Below are 20,149 nucleotides of genomic sequence, written 5' to 3' on the forward strand. Positions count from 1 at the left end.
TCGGCATGATCCGCGTCGACGCGAGCGAGGCCGTCACGACCAGTCCTGACCCGAGCGCCGCCGTCGTGACCGGCGCCCCCGGTACCGACCCGGCCGCCCTCAGCCCCACCAGCACCCCCACCAGCACCCCCGTCACACTCCTGATCGCGGACGACGACGAGGTGACCCGCAGCGGTCTGCGCACGTTGCTCGCGGCACAGCCGGGGATCGCGGTGGTCGGGGAGGCCGCCGACGGCGTTGAGGCGGTCGAGCAGGCGCGGAGGCTGCGGCCGGACGTGGTCCTGATGGATGTGCGGATGCCGCGTTGCAACGGGATCGAGGCCACCCGGCAGCTGCTGGCCGAGTCGGTCGAACCGCCGAAGGTCGTGGTGATCACCACCTTCGAGAACGACGGCTACGTCACCGCCGCGCTCAGCGCGGGGGCCAGTGGGTTCGTGCTCAAGCGGCTTCCGGTCCGGCAGATCGCGGAGGCGGTGCGGGTGGTGGCGGCGGGGGAGGCGATCCTCTTCCCGGCGGCACTGCGCCGGATGGTCGCCGTCCGCCCGCTGGGCTCCGACGAGGCGTTGCCGAAGGCGGCGCTGACGGGGCGGGAGGAGGAGGTGCTGCGGTTGATGGCCACCGGTCTGTCCAACCCGGAGATCGCGGAGTCGCTCACGGTGAGCCTGGAGACGGTGAAGACGCACGTCGGGAACGTGCTGACCAAGCTCGGCGCGCAGAACCGGACCCACGCGGTGGTGATCGCGTACGAGTCCGGTCTGGTGGTGCCGGGGTTCACCGGTTGACACGGCCTCAGGCGGCCTGAGTGTGTCGTTGTTCAGGACACCGCCGCAGGAAAAGGGTTGAGCGGGCTGACGTCCGGTTGGTAGCGTGCGGATAACGTGACAGGCCGCGAGGAGGTGAGACCCATGAACGCTGTATCGACGTGGGTGCTCCCCCTTCCCGTCACGGCCGTGCGACTGACGTAGATGTCGCCGGGAGCGCCTCGACAACAAGGCACTCCCGAAAGGCAACACCCATGCACTCTCTGCAGATCACCGCCGAGTCGTCGTCGAACGGCATGCTCGAACGCGACTTCACCGTGGGCGGGGTCCCCGGCGTCCTCTGGTCGTCGGCCTCCAGCGCAGCCGATCGCGCGCCCCTGGTCCTGATGGCCCACGGCGGCGGCAACCACAAGAAGCACCCGGCGATGTCCGGCCGCGCCCAGCGCCTGGTGGCCGGCTGCGGCTTCCACGTCGCCGTCATCGACGCACCCGGTCACGGCGACCGGCCGCGCACGGCACACGACGAGGCGGAAATCGCCGAGCTGTTCCGGGCGAGGGCGGCGGGCGAGCCGGAAGGCCCGATCGTCGTCCGCTACAACGACCACCTGGCGGAGCTCGCCGTGCCCGAGTACCGGGCGATGCTGGACGCGCTTCAGGAACTTCCGGAGATCGGCACCGACGGGCCGGTCGGCTTCTGGGGCATCAACATGGGCACCGCGATCGGCATACCGTTCGTGGCGATCGAACCCAGGATCACCGCCGCGGTCTTCGGCCTGCACTGGCCCGATGTCCTGGCCGAGAAGGCGAAGCAGATCACCATCCCGATCGAGTTCGACATGCAGTGGGACGACGAGCACATCCCGCGCGAGGCCGGGCTCGCGCTGTTCGACGCCTTCGCCTCGACGGAGAAGACGTTGCACGTGAACTCGGGCAAGCACAAGGAGCTGCCCAGGTTCGAGGCCGACAGTGCGGTCCGGTTCTTCGCCCGGCACCTCGGCCGGGTAGGCGAGTCACCGGCCTGACGTGACGTGTGTGGGCGGCCGGCCGGCAGCCGGACGCCCACACACGAGTGCCACCCGCCCGTGATCAGCCCTGATGCCCGGCGGCGCGGTGGTTGCTCATGTTAGCGCCTTGCTTGCATTTGCAAGCACTGCGGGGCAGACTTCCGGTATGGCCTCACTGAACGTCGGCTCACTCGGCGAGTACATCCGGGAGCAGCGGCGGAATGCGCAGTTCTCACTGCGGCAGTTGGCGGAGGCCGCCGGCGTGTCCAACCCGTACCTCAGCCAGATCGAGCGCGGGCTGCGCAAGCCGAGCGCGGAGATCCTGCAGCAGATCGCCAAGGCCCTGCGGATCTCGGCGGAGACGCTGTACGTCCAGGCCGGGATCCTGGAGGAGCGGCAGGGCGAGGGGCTCGAACTGCGGGCCGCGATCCTGGCCGATCCGCTGATCAACGAGCGGCAGAAGCAGGCGCTGCTCGCGGTCTACGACGCCTTCCTGAAGGAGAACAAGGAAGGGCCGTCGACGGACGGCGTGACGGCGGCCGGGCCCGCCGCACGGACAGTGGACGCCGACAGGCGCTGAACGCCGACAAGGACTGAACACGGGTGGCCGCCCGGTCGGGCGGCCACCGGCAGAGACCTACGACAGACCGGCCGCCGGCTGTCGACGCAAAGGGAGGACCGGTCATGCCGATCACCGACGAGATCAAGAAGACCCTCAGCGACCCGACCCCGCTGTACGCCCTCGCGGGCGCCGGTGACCTCGCGTACGAGAAGCTGCGTGAGGTGCCGGGCAAGGTCGAGGCGCTGGCGGCCGACCGCAAGGGCACCCAGGAGAAGGCCGCGGTCCGGCTGCAGGAGGCGCAGACCCTGCTGGTCGAGGCGCAGGCGAAGGTGACCGAGACGGTCACCACGCTGCCGACCGACCTCAAGACGCTCCAGGAGAAGGCCCAGGTCTTCGCCCTGCAGCAGGTCGGCCGGGCCGCGGAGCTCGCGGTCAAGGCCAAGGAGGTCTACGACGAGCTGGCCGTACGCGGCAAGGCGGTCGTGGACAAGGGCCAGGCCGGACCCGAGGACCGGTCGGCCGTGGTCGCGGTCGACGCGGACGAGCCCGTCGAGGCGGAGATCGTGGCGGAGTCGCCCGAGGCGCAGGCCGCTTCGGAGGGTGCCAGGAAGACCCCGCGGGCGCGGAAGTCCGCAGAGAAGTCCGCTCCGGACGCGACCGAGGACTGAGCCCGAGGACTGGGCCCGAGGACTGAGGCCGGGCACATCGGGCCGGGCCGGTTCGTTGTCGGGTGGGCAAGGGGCCGGACGTGTCACGATGGGAAGTGGCCTGGCCCGACCCGGTAACGCCGAGGCCGGTGTCGCCGAAGCCGCAGTGAGGAGACCGCAGTGGGACAGATCCTGCTCTTCGACTATCTGAATCCGTTCTGGTGGCTGACCACCGCGATGGTGTGCTTCAAGCTCTTCGCCTTCGTGGACGCTGCGACGCGCCGCGAGGACGCCTACCGTGCGGCGGACAAGAAGACGAAGCAGTTCTGGCTGATCATTCTCGGCCTCGCCCTGGTGCTCGACCTGTTGCTCGGGTCCAGCGTGTTCGCCCTGCTGTCGCTGGCCGGCCTGGTGGGTGCGATCGTCTACATGGTCGACGTCCGGCCCGCCATCAAGCAGTTGACCGACGGCCGGGGCAAGGGCGACCGGCGGAACGTTGGGCCGTACGGCCCCTGGTGACGGCTCTGCGACAGCGCCGTGGACGGCAGTGGGGCGGTACCCGACCGGGTACCGCCCCACTGCCGTCCCCAGGCGGGCCGGGGCCGCCCCGGTCAGCCCATGATGAGCGGCACCGGGTTGCGCTCCAGCAGTAGGACGGCCACGTCGTCGGTGAGCGCGCCACCGTTGAGCTCCTCGACCTCGGCGATGGCGCTGTCGACCAGCCGGCCCCGGGTGAGACCGGTGGACTGGTGGTCGCCGATCAGCTCGACCAGGCCGTCCTGGCCCAGCCGGCGGGAGCCCGCGCCGACCCGGCCCTCGACCAGTCCGTCGGTGTAGAGCATCAGTCGCCAGCCGGGCTGGAGTTCGAGCTCCCGGGCCGGCCAGACCGCCTGGCCGTCGTCGCACGGGACCAGCCCGAGTGCGGGGCCGGCCTGCTCGGACGGGAGCAGTACGGGAGGCCCGTCGGGCCGGAGCAGCAGCGGCGCCGGGTGCCCGGCCAGGTAGAGCCGGGCGTACTCCGCCGGTGCGGGGCCGCCGGACGGGGCCGCACTGGGGGAGAGCACCAGCATGCAGAGCGTCGCGAAGATCTCGTCGCTGCGGCGCTCGTGCTCCAGGACGTGCTGGAGGGTGCTGAGCAGTGTCTCGCCGGTGAGCCCGGCGAAGACCAGGGTGCGCCACGCTATCCGCAGGGCGACGCCGAGGGCGGCCTCGTCGGGGCCGTGGCCGCAGACGTCGCCGATCACCACGTGGACGGTACCGTCGGAGGTGCGCACCGCGTCGTAGAAGTCGCCGCCGAGCAGTGCCCGGCGGCGGCCGGGGCGGTAGCGGCGGGTGAAGGCGAGCCCGGCGCCGTCGAGCAGCGGGGTGGGGAGCAGGTGGCGTTGCAGGCGGGCGTTCTCCTGGCCGCGCAGCTCGGCCTCGACCAGGCGGCGCTGCGACTCGTCGGCCCGCTTGCGCTCGACCGCGTAGCGCAGGGCGCGGGCCAGGAGCGGCCCGTCCGTCTCGTGCTTGACGAGGAAGTCCTGGGCGCCCGCGGCGACGGCGGCGGCCCCGAGCTCGGCGCTGTCGGCATCGGTCAGGACCACGACCGCGGTGTGCGGGGCCCGGCGCAGGAGCTCGCGCAGCCCGTCGAGCCCGTCGGGGCCGTCCGGAGCGTCGATCCCGCCGGCGCCGTGCACCCTGCTCGGAACGTCCGGCAGCGCGGTCGGCGCATCCGGGGGCGTCGGGGCGCCGGAGGCGGTCGGCCCGCCGGGCGCGGGGGACTCGGCGGGAACGGGCAGGTCGCCGGGGGCGGCCAGGTCGAGCAGGACGCAGCTGAAGTCGGACCCGCGCGGGCGCCCCCGCCGGGCGCCGGGCAGCGTGGGAGAGAGCAGGGCGACGGCCTGGTCGATCCCCTGGGCCCAGTGGATCTCGATCGGGGTGCCGCTGTCGGCGACCAGCTGCTCGATCAGGACCGCGTCGGAGACGTCGCTCTCGATGACGAGCAGCCGGAACGGCGCGCCGCGGGAGGGTGTCACGGGGCCGCGGTGGATGCTCCGGGGGTGCGGTATGGGGCTGACCGCGACATCGGGTCGACCGTCGTGCCGATCGGCGGGCGAGCCGCCGCAGCCGTCGGAGCGCCCGTCGATCCGGGTGTCGGTCCGTCCGCCGGCGAGTCCGTCCGAGTGGACCGCGGCGCGGCCGCCGGTCCGCTTGGCCGACCGGCCCGTGCCGGTCTCACCGCTGCCGTCGAGGTGGTCGGTGCCACTGCCGGCGGTGTGGCCGGCGGTGCGGGCCGCGGTGCTGACGGCACGTTCGGTCAAGACTCCGCCGGTGCTGCCCGGCCGGTACGAGGCACGCGGTGCCCGCCCGTCTCCCGTTGCGGGCATTGGTCGATCCTCCCTTTCCCCGACTGGGCAACGGCTGGGGACCGTGCTCAGTGCCCGCATGGCGCCGTGTGTCGGGAAGCTTCTCGCGACCATAACGTGATCTCCGGCGATTTCTCTGACCGACCGGCGTCGATGTGGCTATTGCCACGCTCCCAGCGGCCAGGGTGGTTAGTGTGGGCGCCCTGTGGACGCGGTGTGACGGGAGGTCGGGTTCGGTGACGCAGATCACGTTGGTCGAGGGTGACATCACGGAGCAGCGGGTGGACGTCATCGTGAACGCTGCCAACTCCTCTCTCCTCGGTGGCGGCGGGGTGGACGGTGCGATCCACCGCAAGGGCGGACCGGAGATCCTCGCGGACTGCCGCAGGCTGCGGGCCTCGCACTACGGCAAGGGGCTGCCGACCGGCCGGGCCGTCGCCACGACGGCCGGCCGCCTGCCCGCCCGGTGGGTCGTGCACACGGTGGGGCCCGTCCATCTGCCGGACGAGTACGAGCGGCGGGCTGAGCTCCTGGCCTCCTGTTATCGCGAATCGCTGCGGGTCGCAGCCGAGTTGGGGGCGCGCACGGTGGCGTTCCCGGCGATCTCGGCCGGGGTGTACGGCTGGCCGTTGGAGGACGCGGCGCGGATCGCCCTCACGGCTGTGGCGGAAGCGGTGGCGGAGTCGGCCGGGTCGCAGGGGCAGGCGGAGGCTGCGGGGGTGGCCGAGGTCCGGTTCGTGCTGTTCGGTGCAGAGGCGTACGGAGTCTTCGAGCGGGTGCAGCGCGCGCTGGAGCAGGGGAACTGACGGTGCCTCAACCGGCATCTCGGCCGGCGGCCGCCGGTTCGTGCAACCGCCCCTATGGTGCCGCCGTGGGGCGTCAACATGCCAGAGGTATTCGATAACTCGTTCGAGTGAAAATCCGTATGCCGACCCTGGCCGGACCGGCTCCGGCTAGGGCGCCAGCGCGGTCCACGGCAGTGTGACCTCGCCCTGCCGCCAGCGTCCGCGCGCGTCCACCAGCGGCCAGCTCCGCGCCAGCGCGGTGCACGCGGCCACCCAGCGCTGCCGCGCCCCGAACGCCCCGTACGGCGCCGCCGCCGCCCAGGCCCGGTCGAAGTCGGTCAGGAAGGCATGCACCGGACGGCCGGGGACGTTGTGGTGGATCAGTGCCTTCGGCAGCCGTTCGGCCAGGTCGGAGGGCTGACCGAGACCGCCGAGCCGGGCCGCGAAGGTCACGGTGCGGGGTCCTTCGGGACCGAGCGCCACCCAGACGTGCCGCCGGCCGATCTCGTCGCAGGTCCCCTCGACCAGCAGGCCGCCGGGAGCCAGCCGCCCGCAGAGCCGTTCCCAGACCGCCGCGACCGCCGACTCCTCGTACTGCCGCAGCACGTTCGCGGCCCGGATCAGCAGCGGAGCGGCCCCGTCCAGCGGCACCTCGAACCCGCCGCGGCGGAAGGTCAGCAGCGGGGGCTCGGCGTACGGGAGGGCCGCCGCGACCCGCTCGGGCTCGATCTCGATGCCCACCACCCGGAGGTCCGAGCGCGCGGACCGCAGGCGGGTGGAGAGTTCGACGGCGGTCCAGGGCGCCGCGCCGTAGCCGAGGTCCACGGCGGTCGGCGGCCGGTCGGCGGTGCGCAGGGCGGGCCCGAGCGTGTGGGCGATCCAGCGGTCCATCCGGCGGAGGCGGTTGGTGTTGGTGGTACCCCGGGTGACCGTCCCGACCGGGCGGGCGGAGCGCCCACGGGTGGGGGAGGGTTCGAACGAGGCGGCCATGCCAGGCAGCCTACGCGGACGACAGTGCATCTCATCCTGCGAGACGGGAATACCGGCCGGCGACCCGGCGGTTGTCACACTGGACTAACGCCCGTCCGAGCCACCGCCGTCCGGCGGCGTCCCGGCAGGGCAGGAGCACAGCGTTCCGGGGCGGCAGGCGCACCGGGGCGTCCGGCCCGCAGGTACCGGCACGGCCCTAGGCAGTCGGGGAGCAAGAGGAGGCTTCAGCCCGGTGACCCAGCACCCCGTACGGACGTCACGCCGTGCCCAGCTCGCGCTCACGCCCACACGTGGCCGCCTGCAGGCGCTGGTCGGCGGGCGCTCGCGCAGGCCCCGGCGGATAGCCATGCTGAGCGTCCACACCTCGCCGCTGCACCAGCCGGGCACCGGCGACGCCGGCGGGATGAACGTCTACATCGTCGAGCTGGCCAAGCGGCTGGCCGACCTGGACATCGAAGTCGAGATCTTCACCAGGGCGATCCGCTCCGAGGACGCCCCCACGGTCCAGCTCGCGCCCGGAGTGCTGGTCCGCCACGTCACGGCCGGGCCGTACGAGGGGCTGGTCAAGGAGGACCTGCCGGCCCAGCTCTGCGCCTTCACCCACGGCGTGCTGCGCACCGAGGCCGGGCACCGGCCGGGCCACTACGACCTGGTCCACTCGCACTACTGGCTCTCCGGCCAGGTCGGCTGGCTGGCCGCCGAACGCTGGGGCGTGCCGCTGGTGCACACCATGCACACCATGGCCAAGGTCAAGAACGCCGCCCTCGCCGAGGGCGACATGCCGGAGCCGGCGGCGCGGGTGATCGGCGAGACCCAGGTGGTCGAGGCCGCCGACCGCCTGATCGCCAACACGGCCGAGGAGGCCGACGAGCTCTCGCACCACTACGCCGCCCGCAAGGACCAGCTCGCCGTCGTCCACCCCGGCGTCAACCTGGACATCTTCCGGCCCGGCGACCGGGCCGCCGCCCGCGCCCGGCTCGGCCTCCCGCAGGACGCCACCGTCCTGCTCTTCGCCGGGCGGATCCAGCCCCTGAAGGCACCCGATGTGCTGCTCAAGGCCGTGGCGGTGCTGCTCGAACGCGAGCCGGGCCTGCGCGAGCGACTGGTCGTCCCGGTCGTCGGCGGCCCCTCCGGGACGGGGCTGGCCAAGCCGGAGAGCCTGCACAAGCTCTCCGCCCAGCTCGGCATCTCGGACGTGGTCTGCTTCCACCCGCCGGTCGGCCAGTCCGAGCTGGCCGAGTGGTACCAGGCCGCGTCGGCGCTGGTGATGCCCTCCTACAGCGAGTCCTTCGGACTGGTCGCCCTGGAGGCCCAGGCCTGCGGCACTCCCGTCGTCGCGGCGGCGGTCGGCGGCCTCCCGGTCGCCGTCCAGGACGGCCGCACCGGGACGCTGGTGCACGGCCACGACCCGTACGCCTGGGCCGACGCGCTGCTCCAGTACGCCACCCGCCCCGAGCTGGTCGACCGGCAGGGCGCGGCCGCGGCCCAGCACGCTTCGGGTTTCGGCTGGAGCACGGCCGCCGCCGCCACGGCGGACGTGTACGCGGGCGCGCTCGCCCGCCCGGCAGGCCGCCTCGGCCGCTCCCGGATCCGCCTGGGCTGACCCGCCCGACTGCCGTCGGGCAGTACCAGATGCCCCCGGGAGCACGCCTCCGGGGCCCTCTGGGGCCGCGCGACGTGCCGTGCGGCTTCGTGCGGGGCCGACCGGGCGGTTCCTCGCCCCGAGCGGTTGCCTGCCTGTCGTAGCCGGAGGGCCGTTCTTCGGGGCGCCCGGCTGCACCGGCGGCCTACCGCCGAGTAGCGTCTTCCCCATGGCAATCCGCACGAAGGACGACGCCCTCGGGCTGCTCCGCGCCGCGCTGGACGAGACCGGGGTGGCCTGGGAGCCGGCCGCGACCGATCCGTACACCCTGGTCGCCTCGCTTCCGGGCACCCGGAAGCTGGCCACCACCTGCGCGCTGCGGGTCGGCGACCACACCCTCTCGGTGAACGCGTTCGTGATCCGCCGCCCCGACGAGAACCACGAGGCGGTCTACCGCTGGCTGCTGGAGCGCAACACCCGCCTGTACGGGGTCGCGTACGCCGTCGACCGGCTCGGCGACGTCTACCTCGCGGGCCGCCTCCCGCTGGAGGCGCTCACCCCGGACACGGTCGACCGGCTGCTCGGCACCGTGCTGGAGAACGCCGACGAGCCCTTCAACACCCTGCTCGAACTCGGCTTCGCGTCCGCGATCCGTCGCGAGTGGGAGTGGCGTACCAAGCGCGGGGAGTCGACCCGCAACCTCGAAGCCTTCGCCGGCCTCGCCGGACCGGCCGCCTCCGAGCCGAGGCAGCAGGAGGCCGGCCGGCCGGCGGCCGGATAGGCCCGGTCGCACCACCGCCCTGCACCGAGCGGCGGCGCCCGGGGCGGCGCTCGGTGCGGGGTGCAGGGCGCATGGCCGCCCGGTGCTCAGGACGGGGAGAGCGCTTCCCGATCCGCTGCGCCCGCAGGCGCGCCCGGGGTGTCCGGGGTGCCCGGGGCGGCAAGGGGTGCTGCGTCCGGCCGCGCCGCGCTGCTCCGCCCGAGCAGCAGGAACCCGATGCCCGCGGCCGTCCCGCAGACCGCGCAGGCGCCCCAGACCGCGCCGCCGCCCGCATGCTGGAGGAGGTAGCCGCCGACCGCCGGTCCGAGGAAGGAGGCCAGCGACCAGGAGAGGGAGTACACGCCCTGGTAGCGGCCGCGGGCCGAGGCCGGTGAGAGCTCGGTGACCAGGCTCATCATGGTCGGCGCGCTGATGATCTCGCCGATCGTCCAGACGGCCACGGTGATGGCGTAGAAGGCGGCCGAGGACCCGGCGAAGGCGGTCAGCCCGAAGCCCCAGCCGGTCAGCAGGGCGCCTGCGAGCAGCAGCGCGGTCCGGTTGCGGCCGCTGATCAGGCTGGTCAGCGGCAGTTGGAGCAGCACGATCAGCAGCCCGTTCAGGCCGATGACGAAGCCGTACTGGGTGGTGGAGATGCCCGCCTCGCCCATGCCCACCGCGAGCGTGGTGCTGCCCTGCTGGGCGACCAGCGCGAGCAGCAGGTTGATGCCGACCACGGCGATGAACCGGCCGTCCCGGAAGACCGTCCCCAGGCCGATCCGCGCGGGGTCCGGTACTTCGGCCGCCGTGCCCGCTGCGGTGGTGCCCGGGGCGGTGGCCTCCGGCCGGGTCTCGGGAATCCTGACGAAGACCACCACGGCGCAGAGCAGCGTGCTGACCGCGTCCAATAGGAAGAGGGTCAGGTAGCCGTGGCTCGCGATCAGCCCGGCGGCCGCCGCCGAGACGCCGAAGCCGATGTTGATCGCCCAGTAGTTGAGCGAGAAGGCGCGGACCCGGTCCTTCGCCGGGACGATGTCGGCGATGATCGCCGAGACGGCCGGACGGGAGGCGTTGTTCGCCAGGCCGACCAGGAAGGCGACCACCGCGATGGCCACCTGGCCGTCGGTGAAGCCGAGCACCGCGGTGAAGACCGCGTTGGAGACCTGCGCGGCCAGCATGGTCGGCCGCCGCCCGATCCGGTCGGTGAGCACGCCCGCGCCGACCGCCGCGATGGCCGAGCCGAGCCCGAACAGCGCCGCCACCAGGCCCGCGTACGAGGCCGAGTAGCCGCGCTCCGCGGTCAGGTAGAGGGCCAGGAACGTGACCACGAAGCCGCCGAGCCGGTTCACCAGGGTCGAGGTCCAGAGCCACCAGAACTGTCGCGGCAGTCCGCCGACGGTCTCCGAGAAGGCGGTGCGTATACGGGCGGATTCGGGCAAGGGAGGCTCCGAGGGCAGCAGGAGCCCGTCGGGCGGGCTGGGAGCTCCCGACGGGCACGTAAGTGGTGAAATGCTTGATCACATGTTACCGAGGGACTTTCGGCCCGGCCAGCGGTTATTCGGCTCCATTAAGCTGTGGGCCATGGCTGACACGACGTACCGACTCATCCTGCTCCGTCACGGCGAGAGCCAGTGGAACCAGAAGAACCTCTTCACCGGCTGGGTCGACGTCGACCTCAACGAGAAGGGCGAGAAGGAGGCCGCACGTGGCGGCGAACTGCTCGCTGCCGAGGGCCTCTTCCCCGATGTGGTGCACACCTCCCTGCTGCGCCGCGCGATCCGCACCTCGCAGATCGCCCTGGACAAGGCCGACCGCCACTGGATCCCGGTCAGCCGCAGCTGGCGTCTGAACGAGCGTCACTACGGTGCGCTCCAGGGCAAGGACAAGGCCCAGACCCTGGCCGAGTTCGGCGAGGAGCAGTTCCAGCTCTGGCGCCGCTCGTACGACGCCCCGCCGCCGGTGCTCGCCGACGACGCCGAGTACTCGCAGGCCGGTGACGCCCGCTACGCCGACATCCCGAGCGAGCTGCGCCCGCGCACCGAGTGTCTCAAGGACGTCGTCGACCGCATGCTGCCGTACTGGTACGACGCGATCGTCCCGGACCTGGCCGCCGGCAAGACCGTGCTGGTCACCGCCCACGGCAACAGCCTGCGCGCGCTGGTCAAGCACCTCGACGGCATCTCCGACGAGGACATCGCCGGCCTGAACATCCCCACCGGCATCCCGCTGGTGTACGAGCTGGACGCCGACTTCAAGCCGCTCGCCAAGGGCGGCCGCTACCTGGACGCCGAGGCCGCCGCGGCTGCCATCGAGGCCGTGAAGAACCAGGGCAAGAAGTAGCAGCAGCCGCACCACCCGCTCAACACCGAGCCCTCCGCCCGCGGTTCCCCGCGCGGCGGAGGGCTCGGTTGCGTAAGGGCCGGTCCGGGGGATCGGGGCTTTCGGGGCGGGCGCCGCGCACGGCCCGGCGGTGCGGTTGCGCCAAGGCTGCCCGAGCGTCCGCGAGTTGCCGGCTGCTGCGACAACTCCGTTGGCGCCCAAGGTGGTTCAGACCATTGACGGCCGCAGGCGGCGCTCCTAGCGTAAGTGCCGGAACTGGCGCGGGCACGCCATGATCCGTTCCCGGATCCTGCCCCCACGCAGGCGGCTCGTGCCTTTCGTGTACTCCATCCACCCCCCCCACACCCTGCTTCGGCATGCCCGGAAGCCGGGTCAGGAAGGAGCACCATGCGCAAGCGCCATGCCCTGGTCGCGGCAGCTGCGGCGGCGGCCGTCCCGGTCGCTCTCGCGGTACCGGCCCGGTCGCACGGATACATCTCGACCCCGCCGAGCCGGGCCGCCATGTGCGCCGCCGGGACCGTGACCGACTGCGGTGAGATCCAGTGGGAGCCGCAGAGCGTCGAAGGTCCCAAGGGCTTCCCGGCGAAGGGTCCCGCCGACGGCACCCTCTGCTCGGGCGGGAACACCAGATTCGCCGAACTCGACGACCCGCGCGGCGGCGCCTGGCCCACCACCGGGGTGACGGCCGGGCAACGGCTCACCTTCACCTGGACGTTCACCGCCCGGCACGCGACGACCTCGTTCCGGTACTTCCTCACCAAGCCCGGCTACGACGCCTCCCGGCCGCTGACCCGCAGCAGCCTGGACACCACGCCCTTCCTCACCGTCCCCTACGGCGGCGCCCAGCCGCCGAGCACGCTCAGCCACACCGCGACCCTCCCGTCCGGGCGGACCGGCCACCAGGTGGTGCTCGCGGTCTGGGACATCGCCGACACCGGCAACGCCTTCTACTCCTGCACCGACGTCGCCTTCTGAAGCCCCGGGCGTCCTGAGGAGCCGGCTTCCCGAGGGCCCTGGAGTCCGCCGGGGCCCGCGCGAAAAGCCGGACCGGGTGTCCCGCCGATACGGCGGGACACCCGGTCGCGGACGAGGGGCGGATGCTCAGTGGCCGCCGCAGCAGCCGCCGCTGGCGCCGCCGCACTGGCACGGCGCTCCGGACTGGCAGCCGCAGCCGCAGCCGGGCCCGCAGCCGCAACCGGCGGCGAGGATCGGCAGCAGGGCCGGTGCCGGCGGTTCGACGACGCTCGGCGGGGGAGTGGTCGGGGTGGGGGTTGCCTTCATCGCGCTGGGCCCTCCTCGGGACGGGCACACGTCGGTGTGCCTACTCCACGAGTGAAGCCCTCCCGTGACGGGGCGTCAACGGGCGCGCGGAGGTGGCCGTACGGCGTCCCGTGCGCCCCCTAGCCGCACCGGGCAGCGCCCGGGGCGCGGGGCACGTGATCAGCACGGCGACGCCGCACGGTCCGGCGCGCCGCACGACCGATCGGCCGCGCGACCGCTCCCACCCCTGCGGCGTCGCCCCGGGGCCTGCCTACTCGGCCGGGACCGCCTCGTTCGCGGCGACGAACTCGCTCGCGTGCTCGCCCGTCACCAGGAACACCACGCGCTTGGCCACCGACACCGCGTGGTCGGCGAACCGCTCGTAGTAGCGGCCGACCAGGGTCACGTCGACCGCGGTCTCGATGCCGTGCTGCCAGCGGTCGTCCAGCAGGTGCGAGAAGAGCTCGCGGTGCAGCGCGTCGATCGCGTCGTCGTCCTGCTCCAGCTCCAGCGCCTTGTCCACGTCCTTGGTGGAGATGACCTGACCGGCCTTGGCGACCAGGCGCTGTGCGAGCTGCCCCATCTCCAGCACGATCGGGTGCAGGTCATTGGGGACGGCCGTGGCGGGGTAGCGCAGGCGGGCCACCTTGGCGACGTGCCGGGCGAGGTCGCCGCAGCGCTCCAGGTCGGCGCTCATCCGCAGGCTGGTGACGACGATCCGCAGGTCGGTGGCGACCGGCTGCTGGCGGGCCAGCAGGTCGATGGCCCGGCTCTCCAGGTCGTGGTGGAGCTCGTTGATCTTCTCGTCGGCGGCGATGACACTCTCGGCCAGCGCCAGGTCGGCGTCGAGCAGCGCGGTGGTGGCCCGGCCCATGGCCGAACCGACCAGCCGCGCCATCTCGACCAGTCCGTCGCTGATCGAGTCGAGTTCCTCGTGGTACGCGTCGCGCATGCTCTCTCCCTCAGTAGCTGTGTCGGTGGCGGTGCCGACCGGTCGTCCCGTCATTCCGTACGACCACGCCCGCGAACGGGTGTACGGCGGCCGGGAGGGCCGCTGCTGGTGGCGCGAATCGTACGCGCGCCACCGCCCGCACGGGCTGCGCCACCCAGACTGGGCCGTCCGGGCGACGGCGCACGGCCGCCGCAGTGAACCAGTAGCAACCTGAAGGTGAATTCTCGGCAACGTAAGGCCGATCCCTTGATCGCAGGCCGGGGGGTGGTCTTCACCTAGCGCTTAGGCTGACCGTATGGACGTGAATGTGGCCGCCGCCGCTGCCTGCGCCATAGCCGGGCTCGGAGTCGGCCTCACCGCCGCCATAGCCTTTCGATGGAGCGAGCGAGAGCAGAACCGGAGCAGCAGGGGCAGCAGCGGCAAGAGCAGGACCAGTACGAGCAGTGCACCCGCGAACGAGCCGGCGCTGCCGCCCGGCGTGGACACCGTGCTGTCGGTGTTGCGCTCCTGCGCCATTGTGCTCGGCGAGGGTGACGAGGTGGTCAAGGCCAGCTCGGCCGCCTATGCGATGGGCCTGGTCAGGGGCGGCGCGATGGCCGTCGAACAGATGCTCTCGCTGGCCCGCGCCACCCGGCGCGACGGCGAGATCCGGCAGGTCGAGCTGGAGGTGCCCCGCCCCGGGGTGGCCAGGACGGCCGATCCGCTCGCGGTCTCGGTCCGGGTCGCCCCGCTCGGCTCCCGGCTGGTGCTGGTGCTGGTGGAGGACCTCACCGAGCGCCGTCGGATCGAGGCGGTCCGCCGCGACTTCGTGGCCAATGTCAGCCACGAGCTCAAGACCCCGGTCGGCGCGCTCTCGCTGCTGTCCGAGGCCGTCGCGGACGCCTCCGACGACCCCGAGGCCGTCCAGCGCTTCGCGGGCCGGATGCAGATCGAGGCCACCAGGCTCGCCAGCCTGGTCCAGGAGATCATCGACCTCTCCCGGGTCCAGGACGACCAGCTGCTGATGGATCCGGAGCCGGTGCCGGTGGACGAGCTGATCGCGGAGGCGGTCGACCGCTGCCGCCAGCCCGCCGCCGCCAAGCAGATCCACATCGCCACCGGTGGTATCGGTGGCCTCTACCTGCACGGGAACCGCGGCCAGCTGGCCGCGGCACTCGGCAACCTGGTCGAGAACGCGGTCAACTACAGCCCGCCGCGCACCCGGGTGGCCATCGCCACCCGCCGCATCTCCAGCGCCGCCGCGCTCGGCGAGGCGGACGGCGAGCTGATCGAGATATCGGTGACCGACCAGGGCATCGGCATCTCGGAGAAGGACCGCGAGCGGATCTTCGAACGGTTCTACCGGGTCGATCCGGCCCGCTCCCGAGCGACCGGCGGAACCGGCCTCGGTCTCTCCATCGTCAAGCACGTTGCCGCTTCCCACGGTGGCACCGTGTCCGTCTGGAGTGTCGAGGGCCAAGGCTCCACCTTCACGGTGCGGCTCCCCGCCGGGCAGATCCCGGCGGAGCAGCCGCGCACCCCGCTGTCGACCCACACCCCCGCAACCGCAACCCCCCTTCCTGCCCCGGAGGCCCGATCGTGACCCGAGTACTGGTGGTCGAGGACGAGGAGTCGTTCAGCGACGCCCTCTCGTACATGCTTCGCAAGGAGGGCTTCGAGGTGGCCATCGCCGCCACCGGCCCCGACGCGCTGGAGCAGTTCGAACGGAACGGCGCCGACCTGGTGCTGCTCGACCTGATGCTCCCGGGTCTGCCGGGCACCGAGGTCTGCCGTCAGCTGAGGGTCCGCTCCAACGTCCCGGTGATCATGGTGACCGCCAAGGACAGCGAGATCGACAAGGTGGTCGGCCTGGAGATAGGGGCCGACGACTACGTCACCAAGCCGTACTCGACCCGGGAGCTGGTCGCCCGGATCCGCGCGGTGCTGCGCCGCCGCGGCGAGGACGCCGGCGGCAACGGCGACGGTGGCGGCCCCGGCGCCCTGGAGGCCGGTCCGGTCCGGATGGACGTCGACCGGCACGTGGTCACGGTGGACGGCGCCAAGGTCGACCTGCCGCTGAAGGAGTTCGACCTGCTGGAGATGCTGCTGCGCAACGCGGGCCGGGTGCTCACCCGGATGCAGCTGATCGACCGGGTCTGGGGCGCCGACTACGTCGGTGACACCAAGACCCTGGACGTCCACGTCAAGCGCCTGCGGGCGAAGATCGAGCCCGACCCGGGCGCGCCGCGCTACCTGGTCACGGTGCGCGGTCTCGGCTACAAGTTCGAGCCGTAAACCCCGCGGAGCCGCAGCTCCCGCACCACAACGCCGAAGGGCCCCTGCACCGCAGGGGCCCTTCGGCGTTGTGTGCCGCCGTGTTCGCGTCAGTGCGCGGCCGGGCTGCCGGAGGCGCTGCCGCTCGGGGTCCCGCCGGCCGGGGCCGACGCGGGTGCCGAGGCCGGGCCGGAGGCCGGCGCCGAAGCAGGGACCGAGGCGGGAGCGGACGCCGGGGCGGAAGCGGAGGCCGACGGGACGGCCGGCGGGGCCGTAGCCACGGTCGGGCCGAACGCGGCGTACAGGCCGGTGGCCGGGCTGACCTGGGCCTGGGAGGTCACCTTGCCGGCCTTGGCGAACGTGAAGGTGACCGGGGCGAAGCCACCGACCTTGACGGCCGCCGAGGCGAGGTGGGCGGCCGGCTGGCCCTGGCCGCCGAGCAGCACCGACCCGCCGGCCGGGATGACGACCTCGGTCACCGGAGCGCCCTTGGCGTCGGTGAAGGTCGCCGCGGCGCCCTCGCCGGCCGTGACGGACTGCAGCGTCTCGGGGGTGGTACCGCTGTTGGCGATGTTGACCGAGACGTTGGCCGGGCCGGCCTGGTCGCCGATCGCGTCGGCCCTGGTCACCACCACGATGTTGTTGAGCTTCAGGTTCTGCCCGAGCGAGGTGGCCGCGTTGTCCGGCTTGATCTGCAGGGTCTCGGGGGTGTTCCCGGCGGCGCAGGCGGACAGCGGGACGATCGCTGCGAGGACGAGGGCGGCGATGGCGCCGCGTCGAAGGCTCCGGCTCACGGCGGCGACTTCTCCTTGGATTTGGATCACGTGTCGGGTGGTCAGGGCTCAGACTACCGACCACACTTATCCGGTTCTCACGGGGTGGCCCCGTGTCGCGTCCCAAGTGCCCGTCCGCAGCCCCTTTCCCGTCGTCCGCACGGGTACGCCGTTCACGAACGACGATCACCCTTCGCCGGCCCGGGGCCCGTCGGCGCGGGCTGTGATCGGGATCGCAAACGGGTCACGGCGCGACATGGGGCAAAAACTCAAGATCCAATCATGGTTTCCGGGCTGTTGCCAGAGGTTTCGTCAGGTCCTCCATACCGCCTCCGACCTGCGAGAAGCCCTCGTCGAACACCGGTCGCAGCACGTCAGGGGGGTGGTTGTCAAGCCCCGAGACCCGCCCTGACCTGCGAAAACGCCCTTCGGGTGCGCCGAAAAGCGTGTTATTCTGGAAAGCCACGGAAGGGGTCCTGTCACATGACGTTCAAGGTTGGCGACACGGTGGTCTACCCCCATCACGGGGCTGCGCTGATCGAGGCCATCGAAACTCGCCAGATCAAAGGTGTGGACAAGACCTACCTGGTGCTCAAGGTGCAGCAGGGAGACCTGACACTGCGCGTGCCCGCTGAGAACGCAGAGTTCGTCGGCGTGCGTGACGTAGTCGGCCAGGAGGGTCTGGACCGCGTCTTCGAGGTGCTGCGTGCACCGTACACCGAAGAGCCCACCAACTGGTCCCGCCGCTACAAGGCGAACCTGGAGAAGCTGGCGTCGGGTGACGTCATCAAGGTCGCCGAGGTCGTGCGCGACCTGTGGCGTCGCGAGCGCGAGCGTGGTCTGTCGGCCGGTGAGAAGCGGATGCTGGCCAAGGCACGGCAGATCCTGGTCAGCGAGCTGGCTCTGGCCGAGAACACCAACGAGGACAAGGCGGAGACGCTGCTCGACGAGGTCCTGGCCTCCTGAGGCCGACCTCCCGGTAGCCCCGCAATGCCACAGCGCCCGATGTCGGCGCGCCATCATGGCCCGGTACGTCGCGTACCCGGCCGGATGGTGCGGCGGCACCTCGGGCGCTTCGGCGTACCCGCGCCCGGGCGGGCCGATGCGGTGGACCGGTGGATCCCGGTGTGACGGCAAGCCGACCCCGAGGGGTCTCCCGAGGCCGGACGCCGGTGGTCCGATGCCCGAGCCGGTGCGGATGTGCGAGTGTGCGGTGGTCCACGGGCCTGCGGTTGGAAGGGGTCCGGGCCGTGCACCCACCGCGCACGCCATGGCCATACCCACTTCGGCGAAGGAGTGAAACCTGAACGCCACAGCAGCAGTTGCAGCAGCCGTCGTACCCGCCGCCGGGCGGGGCGAGCGGCTCGGCCCCGGCGCACCCAAGGCGCTGCGCGAACTCGGCGGGGTGCCCCTGCTGGTGCACGCGGTACGGGCGCTGGCACGCAGCCGGGCGGTCGGCCTGGTGGTGGTCGCCGCACCGCCGGACGGCGTGGCCGAGGTGGCCGCGCTGCTGGACAGCCACGGCCTGGACGGCAAGGACCTCCGGGTGGTGGCCGGCGGCGCGACCCGGCAGGAGTCGGTGCGCCTGGGCCTGGCCGCGATCCCGGCCGAGACCGGGATCGTGCTGGTGCACGACGCGGCCCGGCCGCTGGTCCCGGTGGACGTGGTGGACGCGGTCGTCGCCGCCGTCCGGGCGGGTGCCGAGGCCGTCGTCCCCGCGGTGCCGCTGGCCGACACGGTCAAGCGGGTCGCGGCGGCTGCCACACCCGGCGCGCCCGAGCCGGTCCTCGACACGCCCGACCGGGCCACGCTGCGCGCCGTACAGACCCCGCAGGGCTTCCTCCGGGACACCCTGCACGAGGTGCACGAGAAGGCCCTGGCCGAGGAGGCCGACGGCGGTCTGCCGCCGGTCACCGACGATGCCGGGCTGGTCGAGCGCTTCGGCGGCCGAGTGGTCGTCGTCCCCGGACACGAAGAGGCCTTCAAGGTCACCCGTCCCCTGGACCTCGTGCTCGCCGAGGCCGTACTCGCCCGACGGAGGGCCTCCGATGGCTTCTGATCCCGTGCTCCCCCGGATCGGTGTCGGCACCGATGTGCACGCCTTCGAGGCGGGCCGTCCGCTCTGGGTGGCCGGTCTCCAGTGGCCGGACTCCGAGGTCGGCCTGGCCGGGCACTCGGACGCCGACGTGGCCGCCCACGCGGCCTGTGACGCGCTCTTCTCGGCCGCCGGCATCGGGGACCTGGGGGCGCACTTCGGGACCGACCGGCCGGAGTGGTCCGGCGCGGCCGGGGTGACGCTGCTCGCCGAGGCGGCCCGGCTGGTCCGCGCGGCGGGCTTCGAGATCGGCAACGTCTCGATCCAGGTGATCGGCGTCCGTCCGAAGATCGGCAGGCGCCGGGACGAGGCGCAGGCCGCGCTCTCCGCCGCCGTTGGCGCCCCGGTCTCGGTCTCCGGCACCACCACCGACGGTCTCGGGCTGACCGGCCGGGGCGAGGGCCTGGCGGCGCTCGCCACCGCACTGGTGTACCGGGTCGGCTGACCCGCACGGAGTCGGCCGACCGCCCAGGTAGGACGATTAATCGCCTGACGAGTGTTCAACCCGCTTCTGCCGCAAGTGAGTCGATAGCGTGGGCGGGCAGCCGACCGCTGCCTGCCCATCCGCTGACCGCACGAGATGAGGGGTTCACCACATGGCCGCAGAGCTCTCCGAGCAGGCAAAGGCACTGATCGACGGCAAGACCTTCGCCGTCGTGACCACGCTGGAGCCCGACGGCAGCCCGCAGTCGTCCGTCGTCTGGGTGAAGCGGGACGGCGACGACGTCCTCTTCTCCACCGTCGAGGGCCGCCGCAAGCACCTCAACCTCGTCAAGGACCCGAGGATCAACGTCCTGGTCAACCCGCCGGAGGAGCCCTACACCTACGTCGAGCTGCGCGGCGAGGCGACCATGAGCAGGGAGGGCGGCCGGGAGCTGATCAACGAGCTGTCCCACAAGTACCTGGGCCAGGACTACAGCGCGGACGGCCCCGAGGACGTCCGCGTGGTGGTCCGGGTCAGGCCCCGCAAGGTGGTCGGCCGAGCCTGAGCGGGGCGCCGGGCGGCACGGACACGACGAAGAACTGAGGATCGCGTCCCG

General features: G+C 72.5%; 22 protein-coding genes. 16 read left to right on the forward strand and 6 right to left on the reverse strand.

Features of this window, described 5'->3' with window-relative positions; all coding sequences use genetic code 11:
• Positions 1 to 140 precede the first annotated feature (140 nt).
• The 5 genes from UK12_RS25685 (at position 141) to UK12_RS25705 (ending at position 3,493) form a co-directional block, all read left to right on the forward strand.
• Entirely contained in the window at positions 141 to 782 is a 642-nt protein-coding gene (locus UK12_RS25685; protein WP_156178928.1) for a response regulator transcription factor, read from the forward strand.
• Positions 783 to 1,015: 233 nt separating this feature from the next.
• Positions 1,016 to 1,783, forward strand: a complete 768-nt coding sequence (locus tag UK12_RS25690) for an alpha/beta hydrolase (protein WP_045305525.1) — start codon at positions 1,016 to 1,018, stop codon at positions 1,781 to 1,783.
• Between the two features lie 148 nt (positions 1,784 to 1,931).
• Entirely contained in the window at positions 1,932 to 2,345 is a 414-nt protein-coding gene (locus tag UK12_RS25695; RefSeq protein ID WP_045305526.1) for a helix-turn-helix domain-containing protein, read from the forward strand.
• Between the two features lie 104 nt (positions 2,346 to 2,449).
• Complete coding sequence (locus UK12_RS25700; protein WP_045305527.1) at positions 2,450 to 2,995, forward strand: hypothetical protein; 546 nt, start codon at positions 2,450 to 2,452, stop codon at positions 2,993 to 2,995.
• Positions 2,996 to 3,154: 159 nt separating this feature from the next.
• Positions 3,155 to 3,493: a DUF2516 family protein gene (locus tag UK12_RS25705; protein ID WP_231591385.1), complete on the forward strand. Its 339-nt coding sequence runs from the start codon at positions 3,155 to 3,157 to the stop codon at positions 3,491 to 3,493.
• A 92-nt stretch (positions 3,494 to 3,585) separates the two neighbouring features.
• Here the strand turns inward: UK12_RS25705 and UK12_RS25710 are convergent, their stop codons facing one another.
• Positions 3,586 to 5,277 carry a PP2C family protein-serine/threonine phosphatase gene (locus UK12_RS25710; RefSeq protein ID WP_052682159.1) on the reverse strand — a complete coding sequence of 564 codons (1,692 nt, stop codon included), beginning with the start codon at positions 5,275 to 5,277 and terminating at the stop codon, positions 3,586 to 3,588.
• Between the two features lie 281 nt (positions 5,278 to 5,558).
• Between UK12_RS25710 and UK12_RS25715 the strand changes: the two genes are divergently transcribed.
• On the forward strand, positions 5,559 to 6,128 hold the full coding sequence (locus tag UK12_RS25715; RefSeq protein WP_045305528.1) for an O-acetyl-ADP-ribose deacetylase: 570 nt from the start codon (positions 5,559 to 5,561) through the stop codon (positions 6,126 to 6,128).
• A 147-nt stretch (positions 6,129 to 6,275) separates the two neighbouring features.
• On the opposite strand, the gene UK12_RS25720 is transcribed toward UK12_RS25715, so the two are convergent.
• Complete coding sequence (locus UK12_RS25720) at positions 6,276 to 7,097, reverse strand: methylase (protein WP_045305529.1); 822 nt, start codon at positions 7,095 to 7,097, stop codon at positions 6,276 to 6,278.
• A 346-nt stretch (positions 7,098 to 7,443) separates the two neighbouring features.
• Here UK12_RS25720 and mshA point away from each other — a divergent pair, with 346 nt between their 5' ends.
• Together mshA and UK12_RS25730 are read left to right on the forward strand one after the other, a co-directional pair.
• On the forward strand, positions 7,444 to 8,700 hold the full coding sequence (mshA, locus tag UK12_RS25725) for a D-inositol-3-phosphate glycosyltransferase (protein ID WP_082119944.1): 1,257 nt from the start codon (positions 7,444 to 7,446) through the stop codon (positions 8,698 to 8,700).
• Between the two features lie 208 nt (positions 8,701 to 8,908).
• Positions 8,909 to 9,460, forward strand: coding sequence for a YbjN domain-containing protein (locus tag UK12_RS25730; RefSeq protein WP_063838324.1), 552 nt, complete (start codon positions 8,909 to 8,911; stop codon positions 9,458 to 9,460).
• Positions 9,461 to 9,546: 86 nt separating this feature from the next.
• Here UK12_RS25730 and UK12_RS25735 read toward each other — a convergent pair whose 3' ends face one another.
• Entirely contained in the window at positions 9,547 to 10,875 is a 1,329-nt protein-coding gene (locus UK12_RS25735) for an MDR family MFS transporter (RefSeq protein WP_045305530.1), read from the reverse strand.
• A 142-nt stretch (positions 10,876 to 11,017) separates the two neighbouring features.
• Between UK12_RS25735 and UK12_RS25740 the strand changes: the two genes are divergently transcribed.
• Entirely contained in the window at positions 11,018 to 11,776 is a 759-nt protein-coding gene (locus UK12_RS25740; RefSeq protein ID WP_045305531.1) for a phosphoglyceromutase, read from the forward strand.
• Between the two features lie 387 nt (positions 11,777 to 12,163).
• Positions 12,164 to 12,751 (forward strand): lytic polysaccharide monooxygenase, encoded by a 588-nt coding sequence (locus UK12_RS25745; protein WP_045305532.1) that lies wholly within the window; start codon positions 12,164 to 12,166, stop codon positions 12,749 to 12,751.
• Between the two features lie 126 nt (positions 12,752 to 12,877).
• On the opposite strand, the gene UK12_RS25750 is transcribed toward UK12_RS25745, so the two are convergent.
• Both UK12_RS25750 and phoU read right to left on the reverse strand, forming a co-directional pair.
• Positions 12,878 to 13,057, reverse strand: coding sequence for a hypothetical protein (locus UK12_RS25750; RefSeq protein WP_045305533.1), 180 nt, complete (start codon positions 13,055 to 13,057; stop codon positions 12,878 to 12,880).
• Between the two features lie 250 nt (positions 13,058 to 13,307).
• Complete coding sequence (gene phoU, locus UK12_RS25755) at positions 13,308 to 13,988, reverse strand: phosphate signaling complex protein PhoU (protein WP_045305534.1); 681 nt, start codon at positions 13,986 to 13,988, stop codon at positions 13,308 to 13,310.
• Positions 13,989 to 14,283: 295 nt separating this feature from the next.
• Here phoU and UK12_RS25760 point away from each other — a divergent pair, with 295 nt between their 5' ends.
• Entirely contained in the window at positions 14,284 to 15,570 is a 1,287-nt protein-coding gene (locus UK12_RS25760) for a sensor histidine kinase (protein WP_045305535.1), read from the forward strand.
• Positions 15,567 to 16,262 (forward strand): response regulator transcription factor, encoded by a 696-nt coding sequence (locus tag UK12_RS25765; protein WP_045305536.1) that lies wholly within the window; start codon positions 15,567 to 15,569, stop codon positions 16,260 to 16,262. The genes UK12_RS25760 and UK12_RS25765 overlap by 4 nt, the downstream gene beginning before the upstream one ends.
• Before the next feature lie 89 nt (positions 16,263 to 16,351).
• Here UK12_RS25765 and UK12_RS40040 read toward each other — a convergent pair whose 3' ends face one another.
• Positions 16,352 to 17,035 (reverse strand): hypothetical protein, encoded by a 684-nt coding sequence (locus UK12_RS40040; RefSeq protein ID WP_045305537.1) that lies wholly within the window; start codon positions 17,033 to 17,035, stop codon positions 16,352 to 16,354.
• Positions 17,036 to 17,497: 462 nt separating this feature from the next.
• On the opposite strand from UK12_RS40040, the gene UK12_RS25775 reads away from it, so the two are divergent.
• The 4 genes from UK12_RS25775 to UK12_RS25790 all read left to right on the forward strand — a co-directional run bounded on the left by UK12_RS25775 (position 17,498) and on the right by UK12_RS25790 (position 20,098).
• Complete coding sequence (locus UK12_RS25775) at positions 17,498 to 17,980, forward strand: CarD family transcriptional regulator (RefSeq protein ID WP_014136563.1); 483 nt, start codon at positions 17,498 to 17,500, stop codon at positions 17,978 to 17,980.
• Between the two features lie 337 nt (positions 17,981 to 18,317).
• Positions 18,318 to 19,073 carry a 2-C-methyl-D-erythritol 4-phosphate cytidylyltransferase gene (gene ispD, locus UK12_RS25780; RefSeq protein ID WP_045305538.1) on the forward strand — a complete coding sequence of 252 codons (756 nt, stop codon included), beginning with the start codon at positions 18,318 to 18,320 and terminating at the stop codon, positions 19,071 to 19,073.
• A complete protein-coding gene (gene ispF / locus UK12_RS25785) occupies positions 19,063 to 19,554 on the forward strand; it encodes a 2-C-methyl-D-erythritol 2,4-cyclodiphosphate synthase (RefSeq protein ID WP_045305539.1) in 492 nt (163 codons plus the stop codon). The genes ispD and ispF overlap by 11 nt, the downstream gene beginning before the upstream one ends.
• A gap of 151 nt (positions 19,555 to 19,705) precedes the next feature.
• The gene (locus UK12_RS25790; RefSeq protein WP_045305540.1) at positions 19,706 to 20,098 is read left to right on the forward strand and encodes a PPOX class F420-dependent oxidoreductase; all 393 of its coding nucleotides are present in this window, start codon (positions 19,706 to 19,708) and stop codon (positions 20,096 to 20,098) included.
• Positions 20,099 to 20,149 lie beyond the last annotated feature (51 nt).

The organism is Saccharothrix sp. ST-888 (assembly GCF_000955975.1).
Taxonomy (GTDB): domain Bacteria; phylum Actinomycetota; class Actinomycetes; order Streptomycetales; family Streptomycetaceae; genus Kitasatospora.

What these genes read in the sequence shown, in the direction of transcription:
- UK12_RS25720 (WP_045305529.1), bottom strand. Translation starts at nt 7,097, where the DNA reads ATGGCCGCCTCGTTCGAACCCTCCCCCACCCGTGGGCGCTCCGCCCGC.
- UK12_RS25760 (WP_045305535.1), top strand. Translation starts at nt 14,284, where the DNA reads ATGGACGTGAATGTGGCCGCCGCCGCTGCCTGCGCCATAGCCGGGCTC.
- mshA (WP_082119944.1), top strand. Translation starts at nt 7,444, where the DNA reads ATGCTGAGCGTCCACACCTCGCCGCTGCACCAGCCGGGCACCGGCGAC.
- UK12_RS25750 (WP_045305533.1), bottom strand. Translation starts at nt 13,057, where the DNA reads ATGAAGGCAACCCCCACCCCGACCACTCCCCCGCCGAGCGTCGTCGAA.
- UK12_RS25695 (WP_045305526.1), top strand. Translation starts at nt 1,932, where the DNA reads ATGGCCTCACTGAACGTCGGCTCACTCGGCGAGTACATCCGGGAGCAG.
- UK12_RS25790 (WP_045305540.1), top strand. Translation starts at nt 19,706, where the DNA reads ATGGCCGCAGAGCTCTCCGAGCAGGCAAAGGCACTGATCGACGGCAAG.
- UK12_RS25690 (WP_045305525.1), top strand. Translation starts at nt 1,016, where the DNA reads ATGCACTCTCTGCAGATCACCGCCGAGTCGTCGTCGAACGGCATGCTC.
- UK12_RS25745 (WP_045305532.1), top strand. Translation starts at nt 12,164, where the DNA reads ATGCGCAAGCGCCATGCCCTGGTCGCGGCAGCTGCGGCGGCGGCCGTC.
- UK12_RS25740 (WP_045305531.1), top strand. Translation starts at nt 11,018, where the DNA reads ATGGCTGACACGACGTACCGACTCATCCTGCTCCGTCACGGCGAGAGC.
- UK12_RS25775 (WP_014136563.1), top strand. Translation starts at nt 17,498, where the DNA reads ATGACGTTCAAGGTTGGCGACACGGTGGTCTACCCCCATCACGGGGCT.
- ispF (WP_045305539.1), top strand. Translation starts at nt 19,063, where the DNA reads ATGGCTTCTGATCCCGTGCTCCCCCGGATCGGTGTCGGCACCGATGTG.
- UK12_RS25730 (WP_063838324.1), top strand. Translation starts at nt 8,909, where the DNA reads ATGGCAATCCGCACGAAGGACGACGCCCTCGGGCTGCTCCGCGCCGCG.
- phoU (WP_045305534.1), bottom strand. Translation starts at nt 13,988, where the DNA reads ATGCGCGACGCGTACCACGAGGAACTCGACTCGATCAGCGACGGACTG.
- UK12_RS25700 (WP_045305527.1), top strand. Translation starts at nt 2,450, where the DNA reads ATGCCGATCACCGACGAGATCAAGAAGACCCTCAGCGACCCGACCCCG.